Below are 25,259 nucleotides of genomic sequence, written 5' to 3'. Positions count from 1 at the left end.
GGCCACCGGCACGGGGACGCCAACGAGGCCGTGGCCACCCGACGCAGGAGGTGGCCACGGCCTCGCGCCGGGACGGGGTCAGCCCTTGAGGGCCGCGCCCACCACCGAGTTGAACTCGTCCACGGTCATCGGCGCGTTCTGCGAACCCGGAGGCGTGAGGATCTTGCCGTTCATGACGAGGCTCGGAGTGCCCGTCACGCCGTCCTTGTTGGTGTCCCAGCTCTTCGACATCGCCAGCGCCCAGGCGTCGTAGGTGCCGTTCTTCACCGCGTTCTGGAACTTGGCGTTGTTCTTCAGCGCGGGAACGGTGTCGGCGATCTTGATGAGGTAGGAGTCGTCCTTGAGCTTGTCGGTCGTCTCCTCCGGGTGCCACTTGGCGGAGTAGAGCGCGCTCTTGAACTCGAGGAACGCCTCGGGGCTCACGTTGAGGGCGGCGCCCAGGGCGCTCATCGCGTTCTTGGAGCCCTCGCCGCGCGAACCGATCGTGCCCTTGCCGAGCGCGTCGCCGTCGATGAACGTGCCGCCGATGAACTGCATCTTGAACTTGCCGTCGTCCAGGTCCTTCTTCAGGGTCGGGCCGACGGTCTGCTCGAACTGCGCGCACACGGGGCAGCGCGGGTCCTCGTAGACCTTGAGGGTCTTCTTGGCGGTGCTCTTGCCGATGATGACCGTCGAGCCGTTCTCACCGGTGGTGTTGGCCGGCGCGACGACCTTGTCGTCCTTCACGGCCTCCCAGTAGCCCGGCTTGTTGGCCTGGACGACGGCGTAGCCGATGCCGCCGGCCGCCGCCAGCACGGCGACGACCGAGCAGGCGACGATGACCTGCCGCTTCGCCTTGTCGCGCTTGGCCTGGCGCTCGCGCTCGGCGCGCAGCCGCTCCCGGGCCGCCGTCTTGGCGGTCTGGCTGTTCCGCTTGCTCATGGTGGTGTTCTCCTGGGGGACGCGCGGCCGGGCCGCGCGGGATTCGGTCGGTACCTGTCGTGCTCGGGGCGCCGTCGTCGCTCCGGGAGCCGGGCTTCGCGGACTCGGCCTTCGCGGACTCCGTCTTCGAGTACGCGGGCTTCAGGTACGCGGGCTTCGAGGGCTCCGCCTCGGGAAGCCGGCTCCGGGATGTCAGACGAGGGCGGCCGGGCGCGGCGGGCCGCGCCGTCCCAGGGAGTGGGCGAGGAGCAGGGCGCGCGGCCTGCCGCGGGGCGGCGCGGGCCGCACCGGCCGGGCCGCGGCGCGCTCGCGGTGGACCGCGACGGCGGCCACCGCCAGCAGCAGCGGCCGGAAGGTGAGCGCCGCCGCCGAGCGCAGCAGCCGGCTCAGGGCGCGTTCACCCCGGCGCAGCCAGGCCGCCGCGAGGAGGCCGACGCCGACGTGCGCGGCCAGCAGCAGCCAGGCGGTCGCCGGGTCGGCGTGCGCGAGCAGCGGCGCGAGCCGGTCGGTGTCCGTCCCGGTCATCCGGGCCAGCGGCGTGGCCACGTCGTGGCGGTTGCCGCACAGCACGTCCCAGCCGACCGAGCGCAGGGGCCCGGCGACCGGGCCGCCCGCGGGGCCGTAGCACAGGTGCTGGCCGGTGGTGAAGACCGTGTCGGCGGCCAGCTCCAGCGGGATCAGCAGGGCGGCGATCCGCCCGAAGCCGCGCTCGCGGCCGGCCAGGGCGTAGGCCAGCGTGAACACGGCGGCCGCGACGGCGGCCACCGTGTTCAGCGGCAGCGGGACCTGCGACAGCAGCACGTGCGACGCGGTGCTGAGCGTCACGACCACGGCCGTGAACAGCGCCGCGCGTACGGCTCTGAGCGGGATCCCGGATATGTCCATAGCGAGAGGAGAGTGTGTCATGCGGGCCGGTAAGGGGTCTCTAAAGGATCCCTGTGAGCGGCCCTTCCGTCACAGACCCGGAATGCGTCCGTTGCGGAACAGGTCCACGAAGATCTGGTGGTCGCCGCGCGCGCGGGCGCCGTAGGCATGGGCGAAGTCCACCAGGAGCGGGGCGAAGCCCTCCTCGTCGGCGGCGATGGCCGCGTCGATGGCCCGCTCGGTGGAGAACGGCACGAGCGACTCCCCGGACTGGTCGTCGGCCGCCGCGTGCATGGTGGCCGTGGCCCGGCCGAGGTCGGCGACGACCTGCGCGATCTCCTCCGGGTCGTCGATGTCGCCCCACTCCAGGTCCACGGCGTACGGCGAGACCTCGGCGACCAGCTGGCCCGCGCCGTCCAGCTCGGTCCAGCCCAGCCACGGGTCGGCGTGCGCCTGGAGGGCGCGCTGGGAGATCACCGTGCGGTGGCCCTCGTGCCGGAAGTAGTCGCGGATCGCCCGGTCGGCGATGTGCCGGGAGACGGCCGGGGTCTGCGCCTGCTTGACGTAGATCACCACGTCGTTCTCCAGGGCGTCGCTGTTGCCCTCCAGCAGGATGTTGTACGACGGCAGCCCGGCCGAGCCGATGCCGATGCCGCGGCGGCCGACGACGTCCTTGACGCGGTAGGAGTCCGGCCGGGCCAGCGAGGACTCGGGCAGCGTCTCCAGATAGCCGTCGAAGGCGGCGAGCACCTTGTAACGGGTGGCGGCGTCCAGCTCGATGGAGCCGCCGCCGGGCGCGAAGCGGCGCTCGAAGTCGCGGATCTCCGTCATCGACTCCAGCAGCCCGAACCGGGTCAGCGACCGGGCGTCGCGCAGCGCGTCCAGCAGCGGGCCCTCGGCGGTGTCCAGGGTGAAGGGCGGCACCTCGTCGTCCTTGGCGCCGGTCGCCAGGGCGTGGATCCGCTCACGGTAGGCGGCGGCGTAGACCCGCACCAGCTCGGTGATCTGGTCGTCGCTGAGCGCCTTGGCGTACCCGATCAGGGCGACGGAGGCGGCGAAGCGCTGCACGTCCCAGGTGAACGGGCCGACGTAGGCCTCGTCGAAGTCGTTGACGTTGAAGACCAGACGCCCGTTCGAATCCATGTAGGTGCCGAAGTTCTCCGCGTGCAGGTCTCCGTGGATCCACACGCGCGAGGTGCGCTCGTCCAGGTAGGGTCCGCCGGCTATCGAGCCGCCGCTGCCGGCCGCGAGGTCGTGGTAGAAGAGGCAGGCCGTGCCCCGGTAGAACGCGAAGGCCGAGGCCGCCATCTTCCGGAACTTCACGCGGAACGCGGCCGGGTCGGCGGCCAGGAGCTCGCCGAAGGCGGTGTCGAAGACGGCGAGGATCTCCTCGCCGCGCTGCTCGTCGCTGAGCTGGGGGACCGACATCGCGGGATGCCTCCTGGTACAGGTGGTACGTGACGTTTGGGACGGGTCTTCCTCCGGGGCCAACGTCCGGCGCCGCCCGGGAGTGCCCGTCTCTCCTTCGCATGAAGGTACGCGGCGGGGCGGCCCGGGTGTCAGTGGCGGGGCATAGACTTCGACGCTGACCCCCAGACTTGTCCGAAGCCCGCCGCCACCGCATTCCCCCAGGAGGCCGAACCGTGTCGAAACCGCCGTTCACGCACCTGCACGTCCACACCCAGTACTCGCTGCTGGACGGTGCCGCGCGGCTGAAGGACATGTTCGACGCGTGCAACGAGATGGGCATGACGCACATCGCCATGTCCGACCACGGCAACCTCCACGGGGCGTACGACTTCTTCCACACCGCGCAGAAGGCCGGGATCACCCCGATCATCGGCATCGAGGCGTACGTCGCCCCCGAGTCCCGGCGCAACAAGCGCAAGATCCAGTGGGGCCAGCCGCACCAGAAGCGCGACGACGTCTCCGGCTCCGGCGGCTACACCCACAAGACGATGTGGGCGGTCGACAGCACGGGCCTGCACAACCTCTTCCGCCTCTCCTCCGACGCCTATGCCGAGGGCTGGCTCCAGAAGTGGCCGCGCATGGACAAGGAGACCATCGCGCAGTGGTCGGAGGGCATCGTCGCCTCCACCGGCTGCCCCTCCGGCGAGGTGCAGACCCGGCTGCGGCTCGGCCAGTTCGACGAGGCCCTGAAGTCCGCCGCCGACTACCAGGACATCTTCGGCAAGGACCGCTACTTCCTGGAGCTGATGGACCACGGCATCGACATCGAGCACCGGGTCCGCGACGGCCTCCTGGAGATCGGCCGGAAGCTCGGCATCCCGCCGCTGGTCACCAACGACTCGCACTACACCTACGCGCACGAGGCGACCGCCCACGACGCCCTGCTGTGCATCCAGACCGGCAAGAACCTCTCCGACCCCGACCGCTTCAAGTTCGACGGCACCGGCTACTACCTGAAGTCCACCGACGAGATGTACGCCATCGACTCCTCGGACGCCTGGCAGGAGGGCTGCGCCAACACGCTCCTGGTGGCCGAGATGGTCGACACCACGGGCATGTTCGTCAAGCGCGACCTGATGCCCAAGTTCGACATCCCCGAGGGCTACACCGAGGTCACCTGGTTCAAGGAGGAAGTGCGCCGCGGCATGGAGCGCCGCTTCCCCGGCGGCGTCCCCGAGGACCGCCAGAAGCAGGTCGAGTACGAGATGGACGTCATCATCCAGATGGGGTTCCCCGGCTACTTCCTCGTCGTCGCCGACTTCATCATGTGGGCCAAGAACAACGGCATCGCGGTGGGCCCCGGCCGTGGCTCCGCGGCCGGCTCGATCGTCGCGTACGCCCTGGGCATCACCGACCTCGACCCCATCCCGCACGGACTGATCTTCGAGCGGTTCCTCAACCCCGAGCGCGTCTCCATGCCCGACGTCGACATCGACTTCGACGAGCGCAGGCGCGTCGAGGTGATCAGGTACGTCACGGAGAAGTACGGCGCCGACAAGGTCGCCATGATCGGCACCTACGGCAAGATCAAGGCCAAGAACGCCATCAAGGACTCCGCGCGCGTGCTGGGCTACCCGTACGCGATGGGCGACCGCATCACCAAGGCCATGCCCGCCGACGTCCTCGGCAAGGGCATCGACCTGGACGGCATCACCAACCCCTCGCACCCGCGCTACAGCGAGGCCGGCGAGGTCCGCGCGATGTACGAGAACGAGCCGGACGTCAAGAAGGTCATCGACACCGCCAAGGGCGTCGAGGGCCTGGTGCGGCAGATGGGCGTCCACGCCGCCGGCGTGATCATGTCCAGCGAGACCATCACCGAGCACGTCCCGGTCTGGGTCAGGCACACCGACGGCGTGACCATCACCCAGTGGGACTACCCGAGCTGTGAGTCGCTCGGCCTGCTGAAGATGGACTTCCTCGGCCTGCGCAACCTGACGATCATGGACGACGCCGTCAAGATGGTGAAGTCCAACAAGGGGATCGACATCGATCTCCTCGCCCTGCCGCTGGACGACCCGACGACCTTCGAACTGCTCCAGCGCGGCGACACCCTCGGCGTCTTCCAGTTCGACGGCGGCCCCATGCGCTCCCTGCTGCGCCTGATGAAGCCGGACAACTTCGAGGACATCTCCGCCGTGTCCGCGCTGTACCGGCCGGGTCCCATGGGCATGGACTCGCACACCAACTACGCGCTGCGCAAGAACGGCCTCCAGGAGATCACGCCGATCCACCCCGAGCTGGAGGCGCCCCTCAAGGAGGTCCTGGACGTCACCTACGGCCTGATCGTCTACCAGGAGCAGGTGCAGAAGGCCGCCCAGATCATCGCCGGTTACTCGCTCGGCGAGGCCGACATCCTGCGCCGTGTGATGGGCAAGAAGAAGCCCGACGAGCTGGCCAAGAACTTCACCATCTTCCAGGCCGGCGCCAAGAAGAACGGCTACAGCGACGAGGCCATCCAGGCGCTGTGGGACGTGCTGGTCCCGTTCGCCGGCTACGCCTTCAACAAGGCGCACTCCGCCGCCTACGGCCTGGTGTCGTACTGGACCGCCTACCTCAAGGCGAACCACCCCGCCGAGTACATGGCGGCGCTGCTGACCTCCGTCAAGGACGACAAGGACAAGTCGGCGGTCTACCTCAACGAGTGCCGGCGCATGGGCATCAAGGTGCTCCCGCCCAACGTCAACGAGTCCGAGTCGAACTTCGCCGCCCAGGGCGACGACGTGATCCTCTTCGGCCTCTCCGCCGTCCGCAACGTCGGCACCAACGTCGTCGAGTCGATCATCAGGACCCGCAAGGCCAAGGGGAAGTACTCCTCCTTCCCCGACTACCTCGACAAGGTCGAGGCCGTGGTCTGCAACAAGCGCACCACCGAGTCCCTGATCAAGGCCGGCGCCTTCGACACCATGGGCCACACCCGCAAGGGCCTCACCGCGCAGTACGAGCCGATGATCGACAACGTGGTCGCGGTCAAGCGCAAGGAGGCCGAGGGCCAGTTCGACCTCTTCGGCGGCATGGGGGAGGAGACCAGCAGCGAGCCCGGCTTCGGACTCGACGTGGAGTTCTCCCCGGACGAGTGGGACAAGACCTATCTGCTCGCCCAGGAGCGGGAGATGCTCGGTCTCTACGTCTCCGACCACCCCCTGTTCGGCCTGGAGAACGTGCTCGCCGACAAGGCCGACGCCGGTATCTCCCAGCTCACCGGCGGCGAGCACGCCGACGGCGCGGTCGTCACCATCGGCGGCATCATCTCGGGCCTGCAGCGCAAGATGACCAAGCAGGGCAACGCGTGGGCGATCGCCACCGTGGAGGACCTGGCCGGCTCCATCGAGTGCATGTTCTTCCCGGCGACCTACCAGCTGGTGTCCACCCAACTCGTCGAGGACGCCGTGGTGTTCGTCAAGGGCCGGCTCGACAAGCGGGAGGACGTGCCGCGCCTGGTCGCCATGGAACTCCAGGTCCCCGACCTGTCCAACGCCGGTGCGAACGCCCCCGTGGTCCTCACCATCCCGGCCACCCGGGTCACCCCGCCGATGGTCAGCCGCCTCGGCGAGATCCTCACCCACCACCGGGGCGAGAGCGAGGTGCGGATCAAGCTCCAGGGCCCGACGAAGACGACGGTGCTGCGCCTGGACCGGCACCGGGTGAAGCCGGACCCGGCACTCTTCGGCGACCTCAAGGTCCTCCTCGGCCCGTCCTGCCTGGCGGGCTGACCGCACCCGGCTTCGGCATCCGGCGGCGAACGAGCCGTGAAGAAGGGGGCGTACCCGTGCGCATCGGGTACGCCCCCTCTCGGTACCGGGCTCAGAGTCCGCTCAACGGGCCTCGGGCCGAAATCAGTTGTGGCCGAAGCGCTTCTGGCGTCCCTTGCGGGCCACCTCGGTGGGACTCAGCTGCGGCGAGTGGTGCTCGGGCTGCGGCTCCGTCACGGAGTGCTCCGTCTCCCGAGGGCCGTTGGCGGCCACGGACGTCTTCTGCCGGCTGCGGTCCTGCTTGCGGTTCTTGGCCATGGTGATCAGCCTCCTGTGGGGGATCTAGGGGCCAGGGCCGCGACCAGATTCACACACGCCGACAATGAACGCATGTCGGATAATTACCGTATGTGACAAGGGTCGTCGGGCCGCGGAGCCCGGAAACGCCACGCCGAAGATCGAGTTCGGGCCGTTAACCCCGGCGTGGTCGGGCAGACTCGAAACAAGCTCCGAAGCGAAACCCGAAGCAACAAAACCCGAAACAACCTCCCGGAAAGAGGGTGGATCGCGTGGACCGCTGCATCGTCCTGGTGGACGCCGGGTACCTGCTGGGGGCCGCCGCCAGCCTCCTCGCCGGGGAGCCTTCGCGTTCCCGGATCACCGTCGATCATTCCGCGCTCGTCCAGCAACTGCGCGAACAGGCCGAGTCCGACACCGAGCGGCCGCTGCTGCGCATCTACTGGTTCGACGGCGCCCCCGACCGCGTGCCGCAGCCCGAGCACCGCAGGTTGCGCGTGATGCCCCGCGTGACCGTCCGGCTCGGCGCCCTGACCCGCAGCGACGGACGGTGGGCGCAGAAGGGCGTCGACGCGGCCATGCACGCGGAACTGACCGAACTGGCCCGCAACCGCGCCTGCTCCGACGTCGTCCTCGTCACCGGCGACGGCGACCTGCTGCCCGGCATGATGGCCGCCAAGGAGCACGGCGTCGCCGTCCACCTGTGGGCCGTGCAGGCCGCCGACGGCGACTACAACCAGTCCGAGGACCTGGTCGCCGAGGCCGACGAACGCCGCGTCCTGGACCGCACCTGGATCACCAAGGCCGTACGCGCCAAGGAGTACGGCGGGATCTGCGCGCCGCCCCCCGTGCCCCGCCCCGAGATCGCGGCCATCCTCTCCGCGCCGCTGCCCGAGTCCGCGCTGTCCCAGACCGGCGAGCGCCCGGCCGGCGAACGCCCGCACCCGGCCGACGGCGCGGGGGCGCGCGACGGCGCCGTGGAGCGGTTGCCGGCCGCCAAGGGCGTGCCGACCCCGAAGGACCTCGCCGCCCTGCGCGCCTCCGGCGCCGCCCAGGCCGCCCCCGCGCACCCGCCGACGGCCACCCTGCGCTGGTCCTCCGACCGCGGCTGGGTGGAGCGGCCCGGCACGGCCGCCGAACCCGCCGAGGCCGCCGCCATGCCCACCCTCGCCCAGCTGACCTCGGCAGAACAGCGGTGGGCCGACCGGGAGGAGGACATCACGACCGTCGGCGGCGACCCGTACGAGGTCGGACAGGTGTTCGCCCGACGGTGGGTGGAACGGCTCGGCGACCACGGCCACCTGGAGAAGCTGTCCTCGATGTACCCGCGCATCCCGCACCGCATCGACGGCGAGCTGCTGCGCTACGCCGCCCGGTTCGGCCTCCTCGCCCACAAGGACGACCAGATCGACGAGCACGACCGTTACGCCATCCGGGCCGGCTTCTGGCGCGAGATCGACGTGCGCACCGGCGTCGAACACGCCCCGGCGGGCGACTGAGGGGCCCGATCCGAACCGAGCACGCCGGGTGAGCCGCCGCCCGGTCGGGCCGGGCGGCCGGGGAAGAACCGGGAGGGGACGCCCCAAGGACGAGTAAAGCGCACCGACCCCGTACCCTCGTCCCTTGTGAGTACGCGCGTGGCACAGGCACTTCGGCCCGGGGACGACGTCGTGTGCGCGGTGCGCGGACTGACCAAGACCTATCCCGCGGCCCGCGGCCGGCGCGGTGCGCCCGGCACACCCGAGGTGCGCGCCACCGACGACGTCGCCCTCGACGTCCGGCGCGGCGAGATCTTCGGCCTGCTCGGCCCGAACGGCGCCGGCAAGTCCACCCTCGTCCGCCAGCTCACCGGCCTGATGCGCCCCGACCGCGGCACCGTGGAGATCCTCGGCCACGACATCGTGGCCCACCCCGAGCGCGCCGCCCGCCTGCTGGCCTACCTCGGCCAGGAGGCAGGCGCCCTGGACGAGCTGACCGTCTCGCTGGCCGCCGAGACCACCGGGCGGCTGCGCGGCCTGGACGTCGCGCGGGCCCGGGCCGAGCGGGACGCCGTGCTGGAGGAGCTGGGGCTCACCGCGATCGCCGGGCGGGCCCTGAAGAAGCTGTCCGGCGGCCAGCGGCGGCTCGCCTGCTTCGCCGCCGCGCTGGTCGGCGAGCGGCCGCTGCTGGTGCTGGACGAACCCACCACCGGCATGGACCCGGTTGCCCGGCGGGCGGTGTGGTCCGCCGTCGACCGGCGGCGCGCCGAACGCGGCACGACCGTCCTGCTGGTCACCCACAACGTCATCGAGGCCGAGACGGTCCTCGACCGGGTCGCCGTCCTCGACGGCGGCCGGGTCATCGCCTGCGACACCCCGGCCGGCCTCAAGGAGCGGGTCTCCGGCGAGGTGCGGGTCGAGCTGGTGTGGCGGGAGCGGGCGCCGCTGGAGGTGCCGGAGGTCGCCGCGCTGCGCGAGCGGGCGGTGGAGTCCGGGCGCCGCTGGACGCTGCGCCTGGCCCCCGAGGAGGCCCGCGCCGCCGTGGCGACGGTGACCGGCGGAGCCGCCTTCACCGCCCTGGACGACTTCACCCTCGCCACGCCGAGCCTGGAGGACGTCTACCTGGCGCTGGGCGGCGCCGCCCGGCAGGGGCTGGTGAAGGCGTGAGCGTGATCGGTGCCGGACCGCGTCGCATCGGACGCGGGGAAGAGGAGCAGCCCGACGTGAGTGTCGTACCCGCCGACCTGCCGGCCGCCGAGGCGCCGGCCCCCCCGGCGGCCGGGTCGCGCGGCGGCGCCGGGCGGACGGCGGCCGCCGAGCTGTGTCCGCGGGCGCGGCTGTGGCCGTCGCTGGCGGCCGTGTACCGGGCGCAGCTGTCCCGGGCGCGGGTGGCGCGGATCCCGCTGCTGTTCGTGGCGACCTTCCAGTCCGTCGGCATCATGATCATGATGCGGGGCGTGGTCAGCGGCGGCGGCGAGGCCCACTTCGTGGTGGCCGGCGCCTCGATCGTCGTCGTCGCCTACGTCGCGCTGAACCTGCTCTCGCAGTACTTCGGCCAGCTGCGCTTCAGCGGCGGCCTCGACCACTACGCGACGCTGCCCGTGCCGCCGGCCGCCGTGGTGCTCGGCGCGGCGGCGGCCTACGCCTCCTTCACCGTGCCGGGCACGCTGGTGACCGCCGTCTTCGGCTGTGTGCTGTTCGGGCTGCCGCTGGCCAACCTGTGGGTGCTGGTCGCGGTGATCCCACTCGCGGGCGCCGCGCTCGCCGGGCTCGGCGCCGCCTGCGGACTGCTCGCGCCGCGTCCGGAACTGGCGACGCTGCTGGGTCAGTTGGGGATGTCGGCGGCGCTGCTGCTCGGGGTGCTGCCGCCCGACCGGATGCCCGGGATCGTACGGCTCGCCCGGGACCTGCTGCCTTCGACGTACGGCGTGGAGGCGTACGCGCGCACCTTCGCGGAGCGGCCCGACTGGACGTACGTCGCCGTCGACATGGCCGTGTGCGCCGGGGTCGGCGTGGTCTCGCTGGCCGTCGCCACCTGGGCCTACCGCCGGGCGGCCGTCCGGTGACGCGGCCTTCGGACCCAACTGGCACGATGGCTGGGTGACCTCTCCGTTGACTCCACCTCCGCCGCCGCACGGGCGGCCGTCCCACACGCCCCCGCCCGGCGAGTCGGCGCAGCCCTCGCAGTCCGACCGGCCGGAGCCCGCGGACCAGGCGCACGAGACCCACGAGGCGCACGGCGCGCAGGACCCCCAGGCCGCACAGGACGCCCAGACGCCGGTGTGGCAGGCGCCGGCGGGCGGGGCGACGCGTTCCCTGTACGGCCAGGACGGCCCCGGCATGAAGACCGAACTCCGGGAGGCCGCCGTCGTCACGGTGGCCGTGGCGCTCGGCGGGGTGCTGCTGGGGCTGCTGTGGCTGTGGCTGGCGCCCCGGGTGCCGCTGGTCGGCGAGCTGACGGACAACAGCTGGGTGGTCTACCTCAAGGACTCCGAGGGGGAGCAGGCGGTCGGCGTGGACGGAACGTTCACCCTGCTCGCCCTGGCCCTCGGCGCGCTCAGCGCGGTCGTCGTCTTCCTGCTGCGCAAGCGCGGGGGAGTGCCGCTGGTGGTGGGGCTGTGCGTGGGCGGGCTGCTCGGGTCGGTGCTGGCCTGGCGGCTCGGGCTGTGGCTCGGCCCCGAGCACGACGTGATCGCGCACGCCAAGGCCGTCGGCAAGGGCGTGACGTTCTCCGCCCCGATGAAGCTGGGCGCCAAGGGCGCGCTGCTGGCGTGGCCGCTGGCGGCCCTGGTGGTCCACCTCGCCCTCACGGCGATGTTCGGCCCCCGCGACCCGGACCCGTACGGCTACGACCGCCTGCCGCCGAAGTAGCCCCCGGCCGCCCCCGGCCCCGGCGTCCGGCCTCTTGCCCGGGCGTCCGGGTCAGGTCCGGCCGACGGGCGCCATGGTCGCGTCCGTCAGGGCCGCCAGGTCCTGGGGGGCGAGTTCGACCTCCAGGCCGCGGCGGCCGGCCGAGACGCAGATCGTGGCGTGGGCCGTCGCCGAGGCGTCCAGGACCGTGGGCAGCTTCTTGCGCTGGCCGAGCGGGGAGATGCCGCCGCGGACATAGCCCGTGGTGCGCTCCGCGAGCGCCGGGTCCGCCATCGCGGCCCGCTTGCCGCCGACCGCCGAGGCCAGGGCCTTCAGGTCCAGCGAGCCCGCCACCGGGACCACGGCCACCGTCAGGTTTCCGTCCACGTCCGCGACCAGGGTCTTGAACACCCGGTCCGGGGAGACGCCCATCGCCTCGGCGGCCTCCTCGCCGTAGGAGGGGTGGGACGGGTCGTGGTCGTAGGCGTGGACGGTGAAGTCCACGCCCGCCGCGGTCAGGGCCACCGTCGCCGGCGTCCCCGCGGACTGCTGCTGCTTCTTCGCCTTCTTCGCCATGTGCGGCCGGGGTTCCCTCTGTGTTCGTATGTCAGTTCAGGCTGGTGGGGGCGCGCGTCAGATCGGGCGACGGCAGCGACGGCAGGCTGCGGATGATCGCCGTCTCCGCGCGCAGCAGCCGCAGCTCGTCGCGCAGCCGCGAGGCGGTGTCCGGCGCCTGGAGCAGCCGCTGCTTGGTCGGCGTGTCCAGCACCATCGCCGCCGCCACCAGGTACGAGACCACGTTCGGCTCGTCCGGCAGTTCCGCGCCGGTGGTCAGCGACCGCTCCCGCGCGCCCGCCAGCCGCTTCTGGTACTGCCGGAAGGACCGCAGCACCCCCTCGGCCAGCGCGCCCGCCTCGTCGCCGCTCTCGTCGGGCAGTTCCTCCAGCTCCGCCGTCAGGAACGGCCCCGAGGCGTCCACCGACACCAGCCGCACCCGGGTGGTGCCGGTCGCCAGGACCTCGAAGCTGCCGTCGGCCCGCTCCCGTATCGTCGCCGCGTCCGCGACGCAGCCCACGCCGTGGAAGGCCCGGGCCGGGTCGGGGCCGAACCCGGCGGCGGGCCCGCTGTCGGGCACGGCGGTCGGGTCGGGCAGGCCCGGGGCGCTCGGGGCGACCTCGTGGCCGTCGCGGATCGCCACGACGGCGAACCGGCGCGGTTCGTCCTCCGGGCTCTTCAGCAGGGCGCGCATCATGGCGCGGTAGCGCTCCTCGAAGACGTTCAACGGGAGCACCAGTCCCGGGAACAGCACGGAGTTCAGCGGGAACAGGGGAAGCCGGACGGTGGTCACGCCGCAGAAGCCTAATGGCCGCGGGCGCGGGCACGTCGGCCGCGCCCGATTTCCGGGCCGTCGTCCGGCTTCGTGCCGCACGCCGTACGCACCTCGGCGCGCAGTTCGAGGAACAGACCGAGCCCGTCGTCGGACAGCCGGTCCCAGGGGAAGGAGGTGGCGTACGGGCCGATGAGGCCGAACTGCCCGAGCGCCTCCTGCCGGCGGCCGAGCCGGATCAGCACGTACGCCAGCAGGTTGCGGATCTCCGCCGCCGGCCAGGGCCGGTCCGCCGGGAGCAGGGCGGACAGCGCGATGGCCCGGTCCGCCGCCGCGTCCAGCCGGGCCCGCTCCACCCCGGTCGCGCCGCGGTCGGTGAGGTAGCTGAAGGCGGCGCGGGCCGGCAAAGCCCGCACCGGCGAACCGGCCGGGGCGTCCTGCGCTGCCAGGTCGGCGAAGTCGAAGCACTCGCGGTGCGAGCCGTGCCAGGAGGAGGCCAGGTAGCGCAGGGCGGCGACATGGCAGCCCCAGTGGTGCGGGGCGCGGCGCACCGCGGCCTCCCACAGCTCGCCGAAGTAGGTGTGCCCGGCGCGGCTGCCGCGCGCGTGGTCCAGCGCGACCCGCCACGGCACCGGGTCCCGGTCGTCGGCGCGGGCGGCGGCGGTGATCAGCGGGCTGACCTCGCGCAGCAGCTCGGCCCGGCCCGGCGAGGGCCAGGCGCGGTCCACGGCGAGCTGGGCGGCGACCAGCAGCGCGTCCGGGTCGTGCGGGGCGGCGGCGCGCCAGTCCCGCAGCCAGTCGGGCCGGGAGCGGGCGAAGCCGGCCAGCCTCAGTGTGTACCGGTCGCGGTCGTCCCACTCGCCCCGCTCGCGGGTCTCGGCGAGGAGGGCGGCGGCGGGCGCGTAGGCGCCCGCCGCCGCGGCGACCAGCGCCGGTCCCAGGCGGTCGTCGGGGACGTCGAGGAGCACCTCGTCGTCGGCGGGCAGTCCGTCGGCGGCGAGGACGGCGACGGGGCGCCGGGCGCTTCGTGTCATCCGGGTGGGGCGGATGAAGGGGGGCAGCAGAGCCATGGTGTCGACCATTGAAAGTGCGCAGGTGGCGGCCGCGCCAGAGGATGGGGGCAAGCCGGTGAAAGTTGTACGCCGACCGGTCAAGGTCCAGTAAAAAGGTGAGTGTTCAACTATGTTCTCGCGCCGTCGGACGGTGTGCGCGCCCCCTCGGATCCGAACGGGTCCGGAACGTCTCTCGAACGGGATCGAACCCTAGTTCCGGCGCAGCAGCCGGGTCGCGCCCGCCGCCACCGTCGTGGCCAGGGTCCAGCCGAGCAGGACCAGCGCCGCCGCGAGCCACTGCCAGCCGCCGCTCAGCTGCCACTGGCTGGCCTGGCCGAAGTCCACCACCGGCAGCAGCAGATCGAGGGCGTACAGGGCCGGGTTCCAGTGCGGGTGCTGCTCGCCCGAGGCGGCCGACGGACGCCCGGCGTGCGCGAAGGCCAGCGAGCCGGCCGCCCACAGCACCGCCATCCACACAGCCGCCCGGCCTGGCCGGTAGCCGTAGGCCACCGTGACGTCCTGGAGGTAGCCCCACAGCTTCGACGCCAGCGGCAGCGTCTCGCGGCGGCGGCGGTGCTTGGCGAGGAGCACCTCGCGCGCGTCCTCGTCCTCGCCGGACACCTTCAGCACCGCCGCCAGCCGCTCGTACGGCTCCGGATTGAACTCGGCGGTCGCCGCCGCCACCCACTGGAGCCGCTCGGCGAGCGGGAACGGCCCCTGCGGCACCAGGTTCTCGTAGGTGAAGCCGCTCATGTGCAGCTGACCGGGGCCGGGCCAGCTGTCCGCGCGGTCGACCAGCGTCTCGGTCTTCGCGCCGGACAGCACCACCTTGCCGCGCCCCGGCCGCTCCCCGAGGAAGCGCAGCTCGGGCGCCTGCACCCGGCGCAGCGACAGCTCCTGCTCGTCGCCGAGGACGAACCGCGCCCCCTCCAGATCGACCGCGTCGCCGAACCGCCCGTCGTCCAGCCGCACCCCGCCCTCGCACTCGACGTGCTGGATGCGCGTCCCGCGCGCGGGCGTCAGCCCGCTCGTCATCGCGTTGCCGAGCCCCGCCGGGGTCAGGTACAGGGTGCGCTCGACGGTCAGCTGCGGCGCGTTGAGCGCGTAGCGCGTGTGCGCACTGGTGAGCCGCGCGCCGCGCAGGCTCAGCGACACGCCGATCTTCGCGCTGCGCAGGCTCACCTCGCCGTACGCCCGCAGCAGCTCCGCCTGGAGGTCCTGGCCCACCGTCAGCCCGTCGGCGGCCAGCGACCGCCCGGCCCGGTCCCGGTGCACCACCGCCTGGTTGAGCAGCAGGTCCGTGCCTATCTGCGCGTCGGTCAGCCGCATCCCGCGGCGGAACCGGCACCGCGGCAGGTGGAGATCGCCCTCGGTCTGCACCCGGGCCGCCTCCAGCCGCGGCACCGCGCAGTCCACCAGCCGCAGCGTCGTGAAGCGGGCCTCCGGCAGCAGCACCTCCTCCTCGAACCGGCACCCCGTCATCTCCACGAACGGCACCACCGTGCCCCCGGCCAGGTCGAGCGGGCCGGTGATCCGCAGTCCGGTCAGCTTCAGCGAGGAGACCCGCCCGGCGAGCGCGGGCGGCCCGTCCAGCAGCAGCCAGCACACCACCCGCGCCCGCACCGACCGCTCCGGTCCCCAGGGGCGGTCGCCGTGCGGATCGTCCACCGCCGCGTCCCCGGCCCGCAGGTCGTACACGCTTCCGTTGCGGAAGGCCTGCCACATCCCGGCCTCGACGTCGGTCAGGTCGTCCGGCAGGTCTCCGGCCCGGCGGCCGGTGCCCTCGGTCACGGTCACCCCTTCTTCCCCGGCTACTCGTGGGTTCTGTGGGTTCGTACAACCGGTCATGCCCGTTGTGTGACGATTCGAACGCGAAGAGTGAAGGGGATCTTCCGACGATCACCCGAAAGTGCCGGGACGCCCAGAGCCGGAACCGGGCCCGGGACGCCGTCACACGGGACACCCGGGTGACGGACGTTCTGTATCAGCCATTGATACGGGCGAACGGCTCGCGCGCGCGGTCTGAGAGAATTGGAACCGTGATCTCCCGAATCGATCTGCGCGGCGACGCCCTCCCCGAGGGCCCCGCCCTGCGTGACCTGCTGCCCCGAGCCGACTTCGACGTTCAGGCCGCCCTGGAGAAGGTGCGTCCGATCTGCGAGGCCGTGCATCATCGCGGCGACGCGGCACTGATCGACTTCGCCGAGAAGTTCGACGGCGTACGGCTGGAATCGGTGCGGGTCCCCGAGCGGGCGATCAAGGAGGCCCTGGAGCGGCTGGAGCCCGCCGTGCGCGCCGCCCTGGAGGAGTCCATCCGCCGGGCCCGCCTGGTCCACCGCGAACAGCGCCGCAGCACGCACACCACCCAGGTCGTCCCCGGCGGCTCGGTCACCGAGAAGTGGGTCCCCGTCGAGCGCGTCGGGCTGTACGCGCCGGGCGGCCGCTCGGTCTACCCGTCCTCCGTGGTGATGAACGTCGTGCCCGCCCAGGAGGCCGGCGTCGAGTCCATCGCGCTCGCCTCCCCGGCCCAGGCAGAGTTCGGCGGCCTGCCGCACCCGACGATCCTGGCCGCCTGCGCCCTGCTCGGCGTGGACGAGGTGTACGCCGCCGGCGGCGCCACCGCCGTCGCGATGTTCGCCCACGGCACCGAGTCCTGCCCGCCCGCGAACATGGTCACCGGGCCCGGCAACATCTGGGTCGCCGCCGCCAAGCGCTACTTCACCGGCAGGATCGGCATCGACGCCGAGGCCGGCCCGACCGAGATCGCCGTCCTCGCCGACGCCACCGCCGACCCGGTGCACATCGCCTCCGACCTGATCAGCCAGGCCGAGCACGACCCGCTGGCCGCCGCCGTCCTCGTCACCGACTCCGCCGAGCTGGCGGACGCGGTGGAGCGGGAACTGGAGCCGCAGGTCGCGGCCACCAAGCACATCGAGGACCGGATCCGCCCCGCGCTCGCGGGCAAGCAGTCCGCGATCGTCCTCGTGGACGGCCTGGAGGAGGGCCTGCGCGTGGTCGACGCCTACGGCGCCGAGCACCTGGAGATCCAGACCGTCGACGCCGCCGCGGTCGCCGACCGGGTGCGCAACGCCGGAGCGATCTTCATCGGCCCCTGGGCGCCGGTCTCGCTCGGCGACTACGCCGCGGGCTCCAACCACGTCCTGCCGACCGGCGGCTGCGCCTGCCACTCCTCGGGACTGTCCGTGCAGTCCTTCCTGCGCGGCATCCACATCGTGGACTACACGCGCGACGCCCTCGCCGAGGTCGCCCACCACGTGGTGACGCTGGCCGAGGCGGAGGACCTGCCCGCGCACGGCGCGGCGATCAAGGCACGGTTCGGGTGGAAGGTACCGGCGAGCAAGTGAACCCCGGCATCGACGATCTCCCCGTACGGGACGAGCTGCGCGGCAAGTCCCCTTACGGCGCGCCCCAGTTGGACGTCCCCGTACGGCTGAACACCAACGAGAACCCCTACCCGCTGCCCGAACCGCTCGTGGAGCGGATCGCGGAGCGGGTCCGCGAGGTCGCCCGCGACCTCAATCGCTACCCCGACCGGGACGCGGTCGAACTGCGCACCGCCCTGGCCGCGTACCTGACGAAGACCGGCCACCACCGGCTCGGCATCGAGAACGTCTGGGCCGCCAACGGCTCCAACGAGGTCATCCAGCAACTGCTCCAGACCTTCGGCGGCCCCGGCCGCACCGCGATCGGCTTCGAACCCTCGTACTCGATGCACGCGCTCATCGCCCGCGGCACCGGCACCGGCTGGATCTCCGGTCCGCGCGGCGAGGACTTCGCCATCGACCTGCCCGCCGCCGAGCGCGCCATCGCCGAGCACCGGCCCGACGTCGTCTTCGTCACCACTCCCAACAACCCCACCGGCAGCGCCGTCCCGCCCGAGACGGTCCTCGCGCTGTACGACGCCGCGCAGGCGGCCAAGCCGTCCATCGTGGTCGTGGACGAGGCCTACATCGAGTTCAGCCACGGCGACTCGCTGCTGCCGCTGCTGGCGGGCCGCCCCCACCTGGTGATCTCCCGCACGATGTCGAAGGCGTTCGGCGCGGCCGGGCTGCGCCTCGGCTACCTCGCCGCGCACCCCGCGGTCGTGGACGCCGTCCAGCTGGTCCGGCTGCCGTACCACCTCTCGGCGATCACCCAGGCCACCGCCCTGGCCGCCCTCGAGCACACCGACACGCTGCTGAAGTACGTCGAGCAGCTGAAGGCCGAACGCGACCGCCTGGTCGCCGAACTGCGCGCCGCCGGCTACGACGTGGTCGAGTCCGACGCGAACTTCGTCCAGTTCGGCCGGTTCGCCGACGCCCACCAGGCCTGGCAGCAGATCCTCGACCGGGGCGTCCTGGTCCGGGACAACGGCGTACCGGGCTGGCTGCGGGTGTCCGCGGGCACCCCCGAGGAGAACGACGCGTTCCTGGACGCGGTCCGTCACATCAAGAAGGAGTCCCAGGCATGAGCCGCGTCGGGCGCGTGGAGCGCACCACCAAGGAGACCTCGGTCCTGGTCGAGATCGACCTCGACGGCACCGGGAAGACCGACATCGCCACCGGCGTCGGCTTCTACGACCACATGCTCGACCAGCTCGGCCGGCACGGGCTGTTCGACCTCACCGTCAAGACCGACGGCGACCTGCACATCGACTCCCACCACACCATCGAGGACACCGCCCTCGCGCTCGGCGCCGCCTTCAGGCAGGCGCTCGGCGACAAGGTGGGCATCTACCGCTTCGGCAACTGCACGGTCCCGCTGGACGAGTCCCTCGCCCAGGTCACCGTCGACCTCTCCGGCCGCCCTTATCTCGTGCACACCGAGCCCGAGAACATGGCGCCGATGATCGGCGAGTACGACACCACGATGACCCGGCACATCCTGGAGTCCTTCGTCGCCCAGGCCCAGGTCGCCCTGCACGTCCACGTGCCCTACGGGCGCAACGCGCACCACATCGTGGAGTGCCAGTTCAAGGCGCTCGCCCGCGCGCTGCGCTACGCCAGCGAGCGCGACCCGCGCGCGGCCGGCATCCTCCCCTCCACGAAGGGCGCCCTGTGACCGGCCTGTCGACCATCCTCATCGTCGTCGGCCTGTTCCTGGTCGGCGGCATCATCTCCTTCGTCAAACAGCAGATGCCGCGCAGCCTGATCGTGCTGCTGTCCATCGCCGCGGGGATGTGCCTCGTGGCGGGTGTGATGCGGCTGGAGGTGTGGAATTGAGCACGACGCCCAAGAAGGTGGTCGTCTTCGACTACGGCTTCGGCAACGTCCGCTCCGCCGAGCGCGCGCTGGCCCGGGCCGGCGCCGCCGTGGAGATCACCCGTGACTTCGACACGGCGATGAACGCCGACGGGCTGCTCGTGCCCGGCGTCGGCGCGTTCGCCGCCTGCATGCGCGGCCTCAAGGAGGCCCGCGGCGACTGGATCGTGGACCGCCGGCTCTCCGGCGGCCGCCCGGTCATGGGCATCTGCGTCGGCATGCAGATCCTCTTCGCCCGCGGCATCGAGCACGGTGTGGAGGCCGAGGGCCTGGACGAGTGGCCCGGCACGGTCGCGCCGCTTGAGGCGGACGTGGTGCCCCACATGGGCTGGAACACCGTCGAGGCGCCCGCCGGCTCGGAACTGTTCGCCGGCCTCGACGCCGACGCCCGCTTCTACTTCGTGCACTCCTACGCCGTCCACGACTGGCAGCTGGAGACGCACAACCCGGCGATCCTCGCCCCCAAGGTCACCTGGGCCACCCACGGCAAGCCCTTCGTGGCCGCCGTGGAGAACGGCGCCCTGTGGGCCACCCAGTTCCACCCCGAGAAGTCCGGCGACGCCGGAGCGCAGCTGCTGACCAACTGGATCGGAACCCTGTGATGGCTTCGAAGCTCGAACTCCTCCCCGCCGTCGACGTCCGCGACGGCCAGGCCGTCCGCCTCGTGCACGGCGAGTCCGGGACCGAGACCTCCTACGGTTCCCCGCTGGAGGCGGCCCTCGCCTGGCAGCGCTCCGGCGCCGAGTGGCTGCACCTGGTCGACCTGGACGCCGCGTTCGGCACCGGCGACAACCGCGCCCTGATCGCCGAGGTCGCGAAGGCCATGGACATCAAGGTCGAGCTGTCCGGCGGCATCCGCGACGACGACACCCTCGCCGCCGCCCTGGCCACCGGCTGCACCCGCGTCAACCTCGGCACCGCCGCCCTGGAGACCCCCGAGTGGGTCGCCAAGGTCATCGCCGAGCACGGCGACAAGATCGCGGTCGGCCTGGACGTGCGCGGCACCACGCTGCGCGGCCGCGGCTGGACCCGCGACGGCGGCGACCTCTACGAGACGCTGGAGCGGCTGGACAAGGAGGGCTGCGCCCGCTACGTCGTCACCGACATCGCCAAGGACGGCACCCTCCAGGGCCCCAACCTGGAGCTGCTGAAGAACGTCTGCGCGGCCACCGACCGCCCGGTGGTGGCCTCCGGCGGCGTCTCCTCGCTCGCCGACCTGCGGGCCATCGCCGATCTCGTGCCGCTCGGTGTCGAGGGCGCCATCGTCGGGAAGGCCCTGTACGCGAAGGCGTTCACCCTCGAAGAGGCCCTGGCGGCCACGTCTTGAAAAGGGACACGGTGTCATGACGTCCGAAGCCGTACGGCGCGTGCAGAGCGGAAGCCCCTGGGAAGAGAGTTTCGGATTCGCGCGTGCCGTCGCGGCGGGCGACCGCGTGCTGGTCGGCGGCACGACGTCCTTCAAGGGCAGCGTCCTCTACGGTGAGGGCGACCCCTACGAGCAGGCGAAGGTGGCGTTCACCGGCGCGCTCGAGGCGATCGCCGAGTTCGGGCTCGGTCCCGAGTCGGTGGTGCGGACCAGGATGTACCTGTCCCATTCCCGGGACGTCGACGAGGTGGGCCGCGCCCACCAGGAGCTGTTCGGCTCCGTGCGCCCGGTGGCGACCCTGCTGGTCGTGGAGGGCTTCGTCGATCCGCGCATCCTGGTCGAAGTGGAACTAGAGGCATTCAGAGGAGCCGAGAGCACATGACCCTGGCGGTCCGAGTCATCCCCTGCCTGGACGTGGACGGCGGCCGGGTCGTCAAGGGCGTCAACTTCCAGAACCTGCGCGACGCGGGCGACCCCGTCGAGATGGCCAAGGTGTACGACGCCGAGGGCGCCGACGAGCTGACGTTCCTGGACATCACCGCCTCCTCCGGCAACCGCGAGACGACGTACGACGTGGTGCGCCGCACCGCCGAGCAGGTGTTCATCCCGCTCACCGTCGGCGGCGGCGTGCGCACCGCCGAGGACGTGGACAAGCTGCTGCGGGCGGGTGCCGACAAGGTCGGCGTCAACACCGCCGCGATCGCCCGCCCGGACCTGATCCGGGAGATCGCCGAGCGCTTCGGCCGCCAGGTGCTGGTGCTGTCCGTCGACGCGCGCCGTACCGAGTCCGGCTCCTTCGAGGTGACCACGCACGGCGGCCGCAAGGGCACCGGGATCGACGCGGTGGAGTGGGCGCACCGGGCCGCCGAACTCGGTGCGGGGGAGATCCTGCTGAACTCCATGGACGCGGACGGCACCAAGGACGGCTACGACCTGGAGATGATCGCCGCCGTCCGCAAGCACGTCACGGTGCCGGTCATCGCCTCCGGCGGCGCCGGCCGGCTCGACCACTTCCCGCCGGCCGTCGGCGCGGGTGCGGACGCGGTGCTCGCCGCCTCGGTGTTCCACTTCGGCGACCTGCGTATCGGACAGGTCAAGGAGACCCTGCGCGCGGCGGGCCACCCGGTGCGCTGAGCCCGGACGGACCGAGCGGTTCGGCCCCGGTCGCCCCTCCGGGCGGCCGGGGCCTTCTCGGCGGTGATACGAAAGGAAAGTTGCGCAAATTCTGTTGCGCATTTTTTCCTTCCTTTCTACTGTTCAGGCCATGTCACACGAGAAGAGCCGCGAGATCACCGATCTCGGCACGCTCAAGGCGCTCGCCCACCCGCTGCGGATGAAGCTGTACCGACTGCTGTTCGTGGCCGGCACGGCCACCGCCTCCCAGCTGGCCGGGCAGGTGGACGAGGCCGTGTCGCTGGTCAGCTATCACCTGCGCAGGCTCGCCGCGCACGGCCTGATCGAGGAGGCCGGGCCGCGCAGCGGGGACGCCCGGGAACGCTGGTGGCGGCCCGCCTCCGACGGCGTCTCCATCCGCGACGAGGACTTCCGCGACGCGCCGGAGAAGGCGGCGGCGCACCTGGCCGCCTCCCGGCTCTTCGTGGAGCAGCGCGCCGAGCTGTACCGCGCCTACCTCGACGGGCGCGCCCACTGGGGGCCCGAGTGGAACGAGGCCGCCCACGACAGCGAGTCGCTCCTGCGGCTGACCGCCGCCGAACTGGCCGGCCTCCACAAGGACCTGCTCGACCTGGTGAAGAAGTACGACGCCGAGGGCCGCGCCCGGGAGGCGGCCGGCGACACCGAAGGGCGCGAGAACGTCGCGCTGCACGTGTACGGATTCCCGTTCCGCGTCTGAGAGAGGCCAGCGCCGTGACCGTCCTGACCGTGCCCCGCACCGAGGTCCCCGCCCACCGCGACGGCAACGTCCTGCGCTGGCTGACCGCCTACACCGCCTCGATGATCGGCGACAACGTCTACTACCTCGCCCTGTCCTGGGCGGCCGTGCGCACCGGATCGCCCGCGCAGGCCGGCGTCGTCACCGCGGTGAGCGCGCTGCCCCGGGCCCTGCTGATGCTCGGCGGGGGAGTGGTCGCCGACCGGTTCGGGCCGCGCCGGGTCGTCATCGGCAGCGACGCCGTGCGCTGCGCGGCCGCCCTCGCGGTGGCCGCTCTGCTGTGGCACACGGGCCCGGGACTGTGGCCGCTGACCGTGCTCGCCCTCCTCTTCGGCATTGTGGACGCCGTGTTCACGCCCGCCGTGGGCGCGCTGCCGTCCCGGGTGACGAGCCGCGAACAGCTCGCACGGGTGCAGGGCATGCGGGGCGTGGCGGTCCGGCTCGCGAGCGTCGTCGGCGCCCCGCTCGGCGGCCTCGCCATCGCGGCCGGGGGCGCCGCGGCCGCCTTCGGGATCGCCGGGCTGCTGATCGCCGTCTCCGTGCCGCTGCTCACGTCCGTACGGGTGAGGGAACTGCCGCCGGACGACGCCGCGCGTGCCGGCCGCGCCACCGCCTGGCAGGACCTCGCCGCCGGCCTGCGCTACCTCCGCCGGCACCGGGTGCTGGCCCCGCTCATGCTCGCCATCGTCCTCGGCGACCTCGGCTTCGTCGGCCCGCTCAACGTCGGCCTCACCCTGCTCGCCGACGAACGCGGCTGGGGCGCGGCCGGCATGGGCTGGGTGCTGGCCGGCTTCGGCACCGGGGCCGGCGCCGCCTCCTTGCTGCTGGCCGTGCGCGGGCGGCTCCCGCACGCCGGCCGGCTGACCGCGTACACGATCTTCGCGGGTTCCGTGGCCATCGGCGCCCTCGCCTACGCCCCGGGCGTCGCCGCCGCCGTCGGTGTGGCCCTGCTGGTCGGCCTCCTCGCCGGACTCAGCGGCGCCCTGTGCGGCGCGCTGCTCCAGACCCAGACCGACCCGGCCTACCTCGGCCGGGTCACCGCCGTCTCCGGCCTGGTCAGCCTGGGACTCGCGCCGCTCGGCATGCCGCTGTCCGCCGTGGCGATCGGCGTCTTCGGCACCGGCCCGGTGTTCGTCGTGAGCGCGGCGGTCTGCGCCCTCGGCGGCGTCATCGCCCTCGCCGCCCCGGCCCTGCGCCGCGCGGAACTCCCGGGCTGAGCGCGGGCCCGCCCTTACGCGCGACGGACCGTCACCCGGAGGCGAGCGCCCGGGCGAGCCCGCGCGACCTCGGCGGGGACGGTGTGCGGGCCGGGCCCGCAGCGACTGCCGGGCCGAGGCGGCCCCGCTCGCGCCGCTGCGGCCGTGTGCGGGCGGACGGCTTCCGGGTCCGCGCCCGTCGCCGCCGTCCGGGGCCGAGGCAGGCAGGCCGCCCCGTGGGCGCCGCCCGGGCCGCAGCGGCCGACGTCCGTGGGTGTTGCCCGGGCCGCAGTGGTGGGCGCGCGTCGGGTCCGGCCGGGCAGGCGGTCGCTCAGAAGCCGAGGCGGTTCGTTTCCGAGACCTGGGCGATGGCCGTCTGCTCGCCCTCCAGTTCCACCTTGGCCGCGCTCTGCCGGCCGAAGGCGAACAGCAGCAGTTCCGCCGGCTCGCCGGTCGCCGTCACCACCGGGGTGCCCCGGTGCGCGACCGCCGTCTGGCCGTTGGGGCGGCGCAGCACCAGGCCGGTCGGGATGCCCCGTCCGAGCATCCGGGCGGTGCGCTCCAGCCGCGACCACAGGGTCTCCTGGAAGACCGGGTCCAGCTCCCGCGGCGCCCAGTCCGGCTGCGCCCGCCGCACGTCCTCGGCGTGGACGTAGAACTCGACGGTGTTGGCCGCCTCGTCGACCTGCTTGAGCTGGAAGGGCGAGAACCGCGGCGGGCCGGTCCGGATCAGCTGGATCAGCTCCTCGTAGGGCTTGGCCGCGTACTCCTCCTGCACCTTGTCCAGACGGGCCGCCAGCGGCTTGATGAACATGCCCCCGGCCGCGTCGGGACGCCGTTCGCGCACCACCACGTGCGCGGCCAGATCACGGGTGCGCCACCCCTCGCACAGGGTCGGCGCCTCCGGACCGGCGGTCTCCAAGAGGTCGGCGAGCAGAAGCCGTTCACGCTTGGCAAAGGTCGACATGGGGTCAGCCTACGACCACCCACCGGGTCCGCCCACCCGTCCCCCGCGCCCTCGCACCCGGCGCCGCCGCCCCCTTCCACCGGCGTCTTCGCCCCCGTCCACCGGCGTGCCCACTGAGTGGACGGCGTCCCCCGGCCCCCGTCCCGCGCGGCACAATGGCACCCATGACCAGCACGCCCGGGACCCCACGGCCCAGCAGCCTCGACCCCGAGATCGCCGCGCGGCTCAAGCGCAGCGCCGACGGACTCCTGCCCGCGATCGCCCAGCAGTTCGACACCGGAGAGGTGCTGATGCTCGGCTGGATGGACGACGAGGCGCTGCACCGCACGCTCACCACCGGCCGCTGCACCTACTGGTCGCGCAGTCGCGGCGAGTACTGGGTCAAGGGCGACACCTCCGGCCACGTCCAGCACGTCCGCTCCGTCGCGCTGGACTGCGACGCGGACACCCTGCTGGTCAAGGTCGACCAGGTCGGCGCCGCCTGCCACACCGGCGACCGCACCTGCTTCGACGCCGACGTGCTCCTCGAGGACGACGGCGCCGCGCCCCGCAGGGACGAGGACGCCGCGCCCGGCGCACACCAGGGCGCCGGTTCCGCCGCGACCGCCGCGGATCAGTAGGGTCGGC

At 72.6% G+C, this 25,259-nt stretch carries 25 protein-coding genes; 16 read left to right on the top strand and 9 right to left on the bottom strand.

The features are described from left to right. Window positions 1-78 precede the first annotated feature (78 nt). The 3 genes from AB0N63_RS10175 to AB0N63_RS10165 all read right to left on the bottom strand — a co-directional run bounded on the left by AB0N63_RS10175 (window position 79) and on the right by AB0N63_RS10165 (window position 3,213). Window positions 79-921: a thioredoxin domain-containing protein gene (locus AB0N63_RS10175; protein ID WP_365526735.1), complete on the bottom strand. Its 843-nt coding sequence runs from the start codon at window positions 919-921 to the stop codon at window positions 79-81. Between the two features lie 192 nt (window positions 922-1,113). Continuing rightward, window positions 1,114-1,806 (bottom strand): hypothetical protein, encoded by a 693-nt coding sequence (locus tag AB0N63_RS10170; protein ID WP_365526732.1) that lies wholly within the window; start codon window positions 1,804-1,806, stop codon window positions 1,114-1,116. A 69-nt stretch (window positions 1,807-1,875) separates the two neighbouring features. Continuing rightward, window positions 1,876-3,213 (bottom strand): DUF2252 domain-containing protein, encoded by a 1,338-nt coding sequence (locus AB0N63_RS10165; RefSeq protein WP_365526730.1) that lies wholly within the window; start codon window positions 3,211-3,213, stop codon window positions 1,876-1,878. Window positions 3,214-3,428: 215 nt separating this feature from the next. Here AB0N63_RS10165 and dnaE point away from each other — a divergent pair, with 215 nt between their 5' ends. Continuing rightward, window positions 3,429-6,968 (top strand): DNA polymerase III subunit alpha, encoded by a 3,540-nt coding sequence (dnaE, locus tag AB0N63_RS10160; RefSeq protein ID WP_365526728.1) that lies wholly within the window; start codon window positions 3,429-3,431, stop codon window positions 6,966-6,968. Between the two features lie 123 nt (window positions 6,969-7,091). Here dnaE and AB0N63_RS10155 read toward each other — a convergent pair whose 3' ends face one another. Beyond that, a complete protein-coding gene (locus tag AB0N63_RS10155) occupies window positions 7,092-7,265 on the bottom strand; it encodes a hypothetical protein (RefSeq protein ID WP_365526726.1) in 174 nt (57 codons plus the stop codon). Window positions 7,266-7,516: 251 nt separating this feature from the next. Here AB0N63_RS10155 and AB0N63_RS10150 point away from each other — a divergent pair, with 251 nt between their 5' ends. The 4 genes from AB0N63_RS10150 (at window position 7,517) to AB0N63_RS10135 (ending at window position 11,593) form a co-directional block, all read left to right on the top strand. Beyond that, the gene (locus tag AB0N63_RS10150; protein WP_365526724.1) at window positions 7,517-8,743 is read left to right on the top strand and encodes an NYN domain-containing protein; all 1,227 of its coding nucleotides are present in this window, start codon (window positions 7,517-7,519) and stop codon (window positions 8,741-8,743) included. Window positions 8,744-8,914: 171 nt separating this feature from the next. Continuing rightward, window positions 8,915-9,889 carry an ABC transporter ATP-binding protein gene (locus AB0N63_RS10145; RefSeq protein ID WP_365527041.1) on the top strand — a complete coding sequence of 325 codons (975 nt, stop codon included), beginning with the start codon at window positions 8,915-8,917 and terminating at the stop codon, window positions 9,887-9,889. A gap of 56 nt (window positions 9,890-9,945) precedes the next feature. Then, window positions 9,946-10,788 (top strand): ABC transporter permease, encoded by an 843-nt coding sequence (locus AB0N63_RS10140; protein WP_365526721.1) that lies wholly within the window; start codon window positions 9,946-9,948, stop codon window positions 10,786-10,788. Window positions 10,789-10,822: 34 nt separating this feature from the next. Then, window positions 10,823-11,593, top strand: coding sequence for a hypothetical protein (locus AB0N63_RS10135; RefSeq protein WP_365526719.1), 771 nt, complete (start codon window positions 10,823-10,825; stop codon window positions 11,591-11,593). 51 nt (window positions 11,594-11,644) lie between these two features. Here the strand turns inward: AB0N63_RS10135 and ybaK are convergent, their stop codons facing one another. From ybaK to AB0N63_RS10115, 4 genes are all read right to left on the bottom strand, one after another. Continuing rightward, window positions 11,645-12,148, bottom strand: a complete 504-nt coding sequence (gene ybaK, locus AB0N63_RS10130) for a Cys-tRNA(Pro) deacylase (protein WP_365526716.1) — start codon at window positions 12,146-12,148, stop codon at window positions 11,645-11,647. A 31-nt stretch (window positions 12,149-12,179) separates the two neighbouring features. Further along, window positions 12,180-12,920 (bottom strand): LON peptidase substrate-binding domain-containing protein, encoded by a 741-nt coding sequence (locus tag AB0N63_RS10125; protein WP_365526714.1) that lies wholly within the window; start codon window positions 12,918-12,920, stop codon window positions 12,180-12,182. A gap of 11 nt (window positions 12,921-12,931) precedes the next feature. Continuing rightward, the gene (locus tag AB0N63_RS10120; RefSeq protein ID WP_365526712.1) at window positions 12,932-13,981 is read right to left on the bottom strand and encodes a hypothetical protein; all 1,050 of its coding nucleotides are present in this window, start codon (window positions 13,979-13,981) and stop codon (window positions 12,932-12,934) included. A 180-nt stretch (window positions 13,982-14,161) separates the two neighbouring features. Then, window positions 14,162-15,742: an oxidoreductase gene (locus AB0N63_RS10115; protein ID WP_365526710.1), complete on the bottom strand. Its 1,581-nt coding sequence runs from the start codon at window positions 15,740-15,742 to the stop codon at window positions 14,162-14,164. Between the two features lie 248 nt (window positions 15,743-15,990). Between AB0N63_RS10115 and hisD the strand changes: the two genes are divergently transcribed. From hisD to AB0N63_RS10065, 10 genes are all read left to right on the top strand, one after another. Further along, window positions 15,991-17,316: a histidinol dehydrogenase gene (gene hisD, locus AB0N63_RS10110; RefSeq protein ID WP_365526707.1), complete on the top strand. Its 1,326-nt coding sequence runs from the start codon at window positions 15,991-15,993 to the stop codon at window positions 17,314-17,316. Further along, window positions 17,313-18,422 carry a histidinol-phosphate transaminase gene (locus AB0N63_RS10105; protein ID WP_365526705.1) on the top strand — a complete coding sequence of 370 codons (1,110 nt, stop codon included), beginning with the start codon at window positions 17,313-17,315 and terminating at the stop codon, window positions 18,420-18,422. The genes hisD and AB0N63_RS10105 overlap by 4 nt, the downstream gene beginning before the upstream one ends. Then, window positions 18,419-19,012 carry an imidazoleglycerol-phosphate dehydratase HisB gene (gene hisB / locus AB0N63_RS10100; RefSeq protein WP_365526702.1) on the top strand — a complete coding sequence of 198 codons (594 nt, stop codon included), beginning with the start codon at window positions 18,419-18,421 and terminating at the stop codon, window positions 19,010-19,012. Before AB0N63_RS10105 ends, hisB begins: the two co-directional genes overlap by 4 nt. Continuing rightward, a complete protein-coding gene (locus tag AB0N63_RS10095) occupies window positions 19,009-19,173 on the top strand; it encodes a hypothetical protein (protein WP_019984376.1) in 165 nt (54 codons plus the stop codon). Before hisB ends, AB0N63_RS10095 begins: the two co-directional genes overlap by 4 nt. After that, the gene (hisH, locus tag AB0N63_RS10090) at window positions 19,164-19,814 is read left to right on the top strand and encodes an imidazole glycerol phosphate synthase subunit HisH (RefSeq protein ID WP_365526699.1); all 651 of its coding nucleotides are present in this window, start codon (window positions 19,164-19,166) and stop codon (window positions 19,812-19,814) included. The genes AB0N63_RS10095 and hisH overlap by 10 nt, the downstream gene beginning before the upstream one ends. After that, complete coding sequence (priA, locus tag AB0N63_RS10085) at window positions 19,814-20,539, top strand: bifunctional 1-(5-phosphoribosyl)-5-((5-phosphoribosylamino)methylideneamino)imidazole-4-carboxamide isomerase/phosphoribosylanthranilate isomerase PriA (RefSeq protein ID WP_365526696.1); 726 nt, start codon at window positions 19,814-19,816, stop codon at window positions 20,537-20,539. The genes hisH and priA overlap by 1 nt, the downstream gene beginning before the upstream one ends. 16 nt (window positions 20,540-20,555) lie before the next feature. Further along, on the top strand, window positions 20,556-20,960 hold the full coding sequence (locus AB0N63_RS10080) for a RidA family protein (RefSeq protein ID WP_365526693.1): 405 nt from the start codon (window positions 20,556-20,558) through the stop codon (window positions 20,958-20,960). Then, the gene (gene hisF, locus AB0N63_RS10075; protein WP_009188072.1) at window positions 20,957-21,712 is read left to right on the top strand and encodes an imidazole glycerol phosphate synthase subunit HisF; all 756 of its coding nucleotides are present in this window, start codon (window positions 20,957-20,959) and stop codon (window positions 21,710-21,712) included. Before AB0N63_RS10080 ends, hisF begins: the two co-directional genes overlap by 4 nt. 130 nt (window positions 21,713-21,842) lie before the next feature. Beyond that, on the top strand, window positions 21,843-22,430 hold the full coding sequence (locus AB0N63_RS10070) for a helix-turn-helix domain-containing protein (protein WP_365526690.1): 588 nt from the start codon (window positions 21,843-21,845) through the stop codon (window positions 22,428-22,430). Between the two features lie 14 nt (window positions 22,431-22,444). Then, a complete protein-coding gene (locus tag AB0N63_RS10065; protein WP_365526687.1) occupies window positions 22,445-23,686 on the top strand; it encodes an MFS transporter in 1,242 nt (413 codons plus the stop codon). 310 nt (window positions 23,687-23,996) lie between these two features. Here the strand turns inward: AB0N63_RS10065 and AB0N63_RS10060 are convergent, their stop codons facing one another. Then, complete coding sequence (locus AB0N63_RS10060; protein ID WP_365526685.1) at window positions 23,997-24,632, bottom strand: TIGR03085 family metal-binding protein; 636 nt, start codon at window positions 24,630-24,632, stop codon at window positions 23,997-23,999. 164 nt (window positions 24,633-24,796) lie between these two features. Here AB0N63_RS10060 and hisI point away from each other — a divergent pair, with 164 nt between their 5' ends. Further along, on the top strand, window positions 24,797-25,252 hold the full coding sequence (gene hisI / locus AB0N63_RS10055; RefSeq protein ID WP_365526682.1) for a phosphoribosyl-AMP cyclohydrolase: 456 nt from the start codon (window positions 24,797-24,799) through the stop codon (window positions 25,250-25,252). Window positions 25,253-25,259 lie beyond the last annotated feature (7 nt).

Source organism: Streptomyces sp. NPDC093260 (assembly GCF_040683715.1).
Classification (GTDB): Bacteria; Actinomycetota; Actinomycetes; order Streptomycetales; family Streptomycetaceae; genus Streptomyces; species Streptomyces sennicomposti.
Note: the sequence above shows the minus strand (reverse complement) of the source record. Positions and strands in the feature narration are given on the sequence as shown.

What these genes read in the sequence shown, in the direction of transcription:
- AB0N63_RS10060 (WP_365526685.1), bottom strand. Translation starts at nt 24,632, where the DNA reads ATGTCGACCTTTGCCAAGCGTGAACGGCTTCTGCTCGCCGACCTCTTG.
- priA (WP_365526696.1), top strand. Translation starts at nt 19,814, where the DNA reads ATGGCTTCGAAGCTCGAACTCCTCCCCGCCGTCGACGTCCGCGACGGC.
- AB0N63_RS10155 (WP_365526726.1), bottom strand. Translation starts at nt 7,265, where the DNA reads ATGGCCAAGAACCGCAAGCAGGACCGCAGCCGGCAGAAGACGTCCGTG.
- AB0N63_RS10165 (WP_365526730.1), bottom strand. Translation starts at nt 3,213, where the DNA reads ATGTCGGTCCCCCAGCTCAGCGACGAGCAGCGCGGCGAGGAGATCCTC.
- AB0N63_RS10170 (WP_365526732.1), bottom strand. Translation starts at nt 1,806, where the DNA reads ATGGACATATCCGGGATCCCGCTCAGAGCCGTACGCGCGGCGCTGTTC.
- AB0N63_RS10120 (WP_365526712.1), bottom strand. Translation starts at nt 13,981, where the DNA reads ATGGTCGACACCATGGCTCTGCTGCCCCCCTTCATCCGCCCCACCCGG.
- hisB (WP_365526702.1), top strand. Translation starts at nt 18,419, where the DNA reads ATGAGCCGCGTCGGGCGCGTGGAGCGCACCACCAAGGAGACCTCGGTC.
- AB0N63_RS10175 (WP_365526735.1), bottom strand. Translation starts at nt 921, where the DNA reads ATGAGCAAGCGGAACAGCCAGACCGCCAAGACGGCGGCCCGGGAGCGG.
- AB0N63_RS10070 (WP_365526690.1), top strand. Translation starts at nt 21,843, where the DNA reads ATGTCACACGAGAAGAGCCGCGAGATCACCGATCTCGGCACGCTCAAG.
- ybaK (WP_365526716.1), bottom strand. Translation starts at nt 12,148, where the DNA reads ATGGCGAAGAAGGCGAAGAAGCAGCAGCAGTCCGCGGGGACGCCGGCG.
- hisI (WP_365526682.1), top strand. Translation starts at nt 24,797, where the DNA reads ATGACCAGCACGCCCGGGACCCCACGGCCCAGCAGCCTCGACCCCGAG.
- AB0N63_RS10080 (WP_365526693.1), top strand. Translation starts at nt 20,556, where the DNA reads ATGACGTCCGAAGCCGTACGGCGCGTGCAGAGCGGAAGCCCCTGGGAA.
- hisF (WP_009188072.1), top strand. Translation starts at nt 20,957, where the DNA reads ATGACCCTGGCGGTCCGAGTCATCCCCTGCCTGGACGTGGACGGCGGC.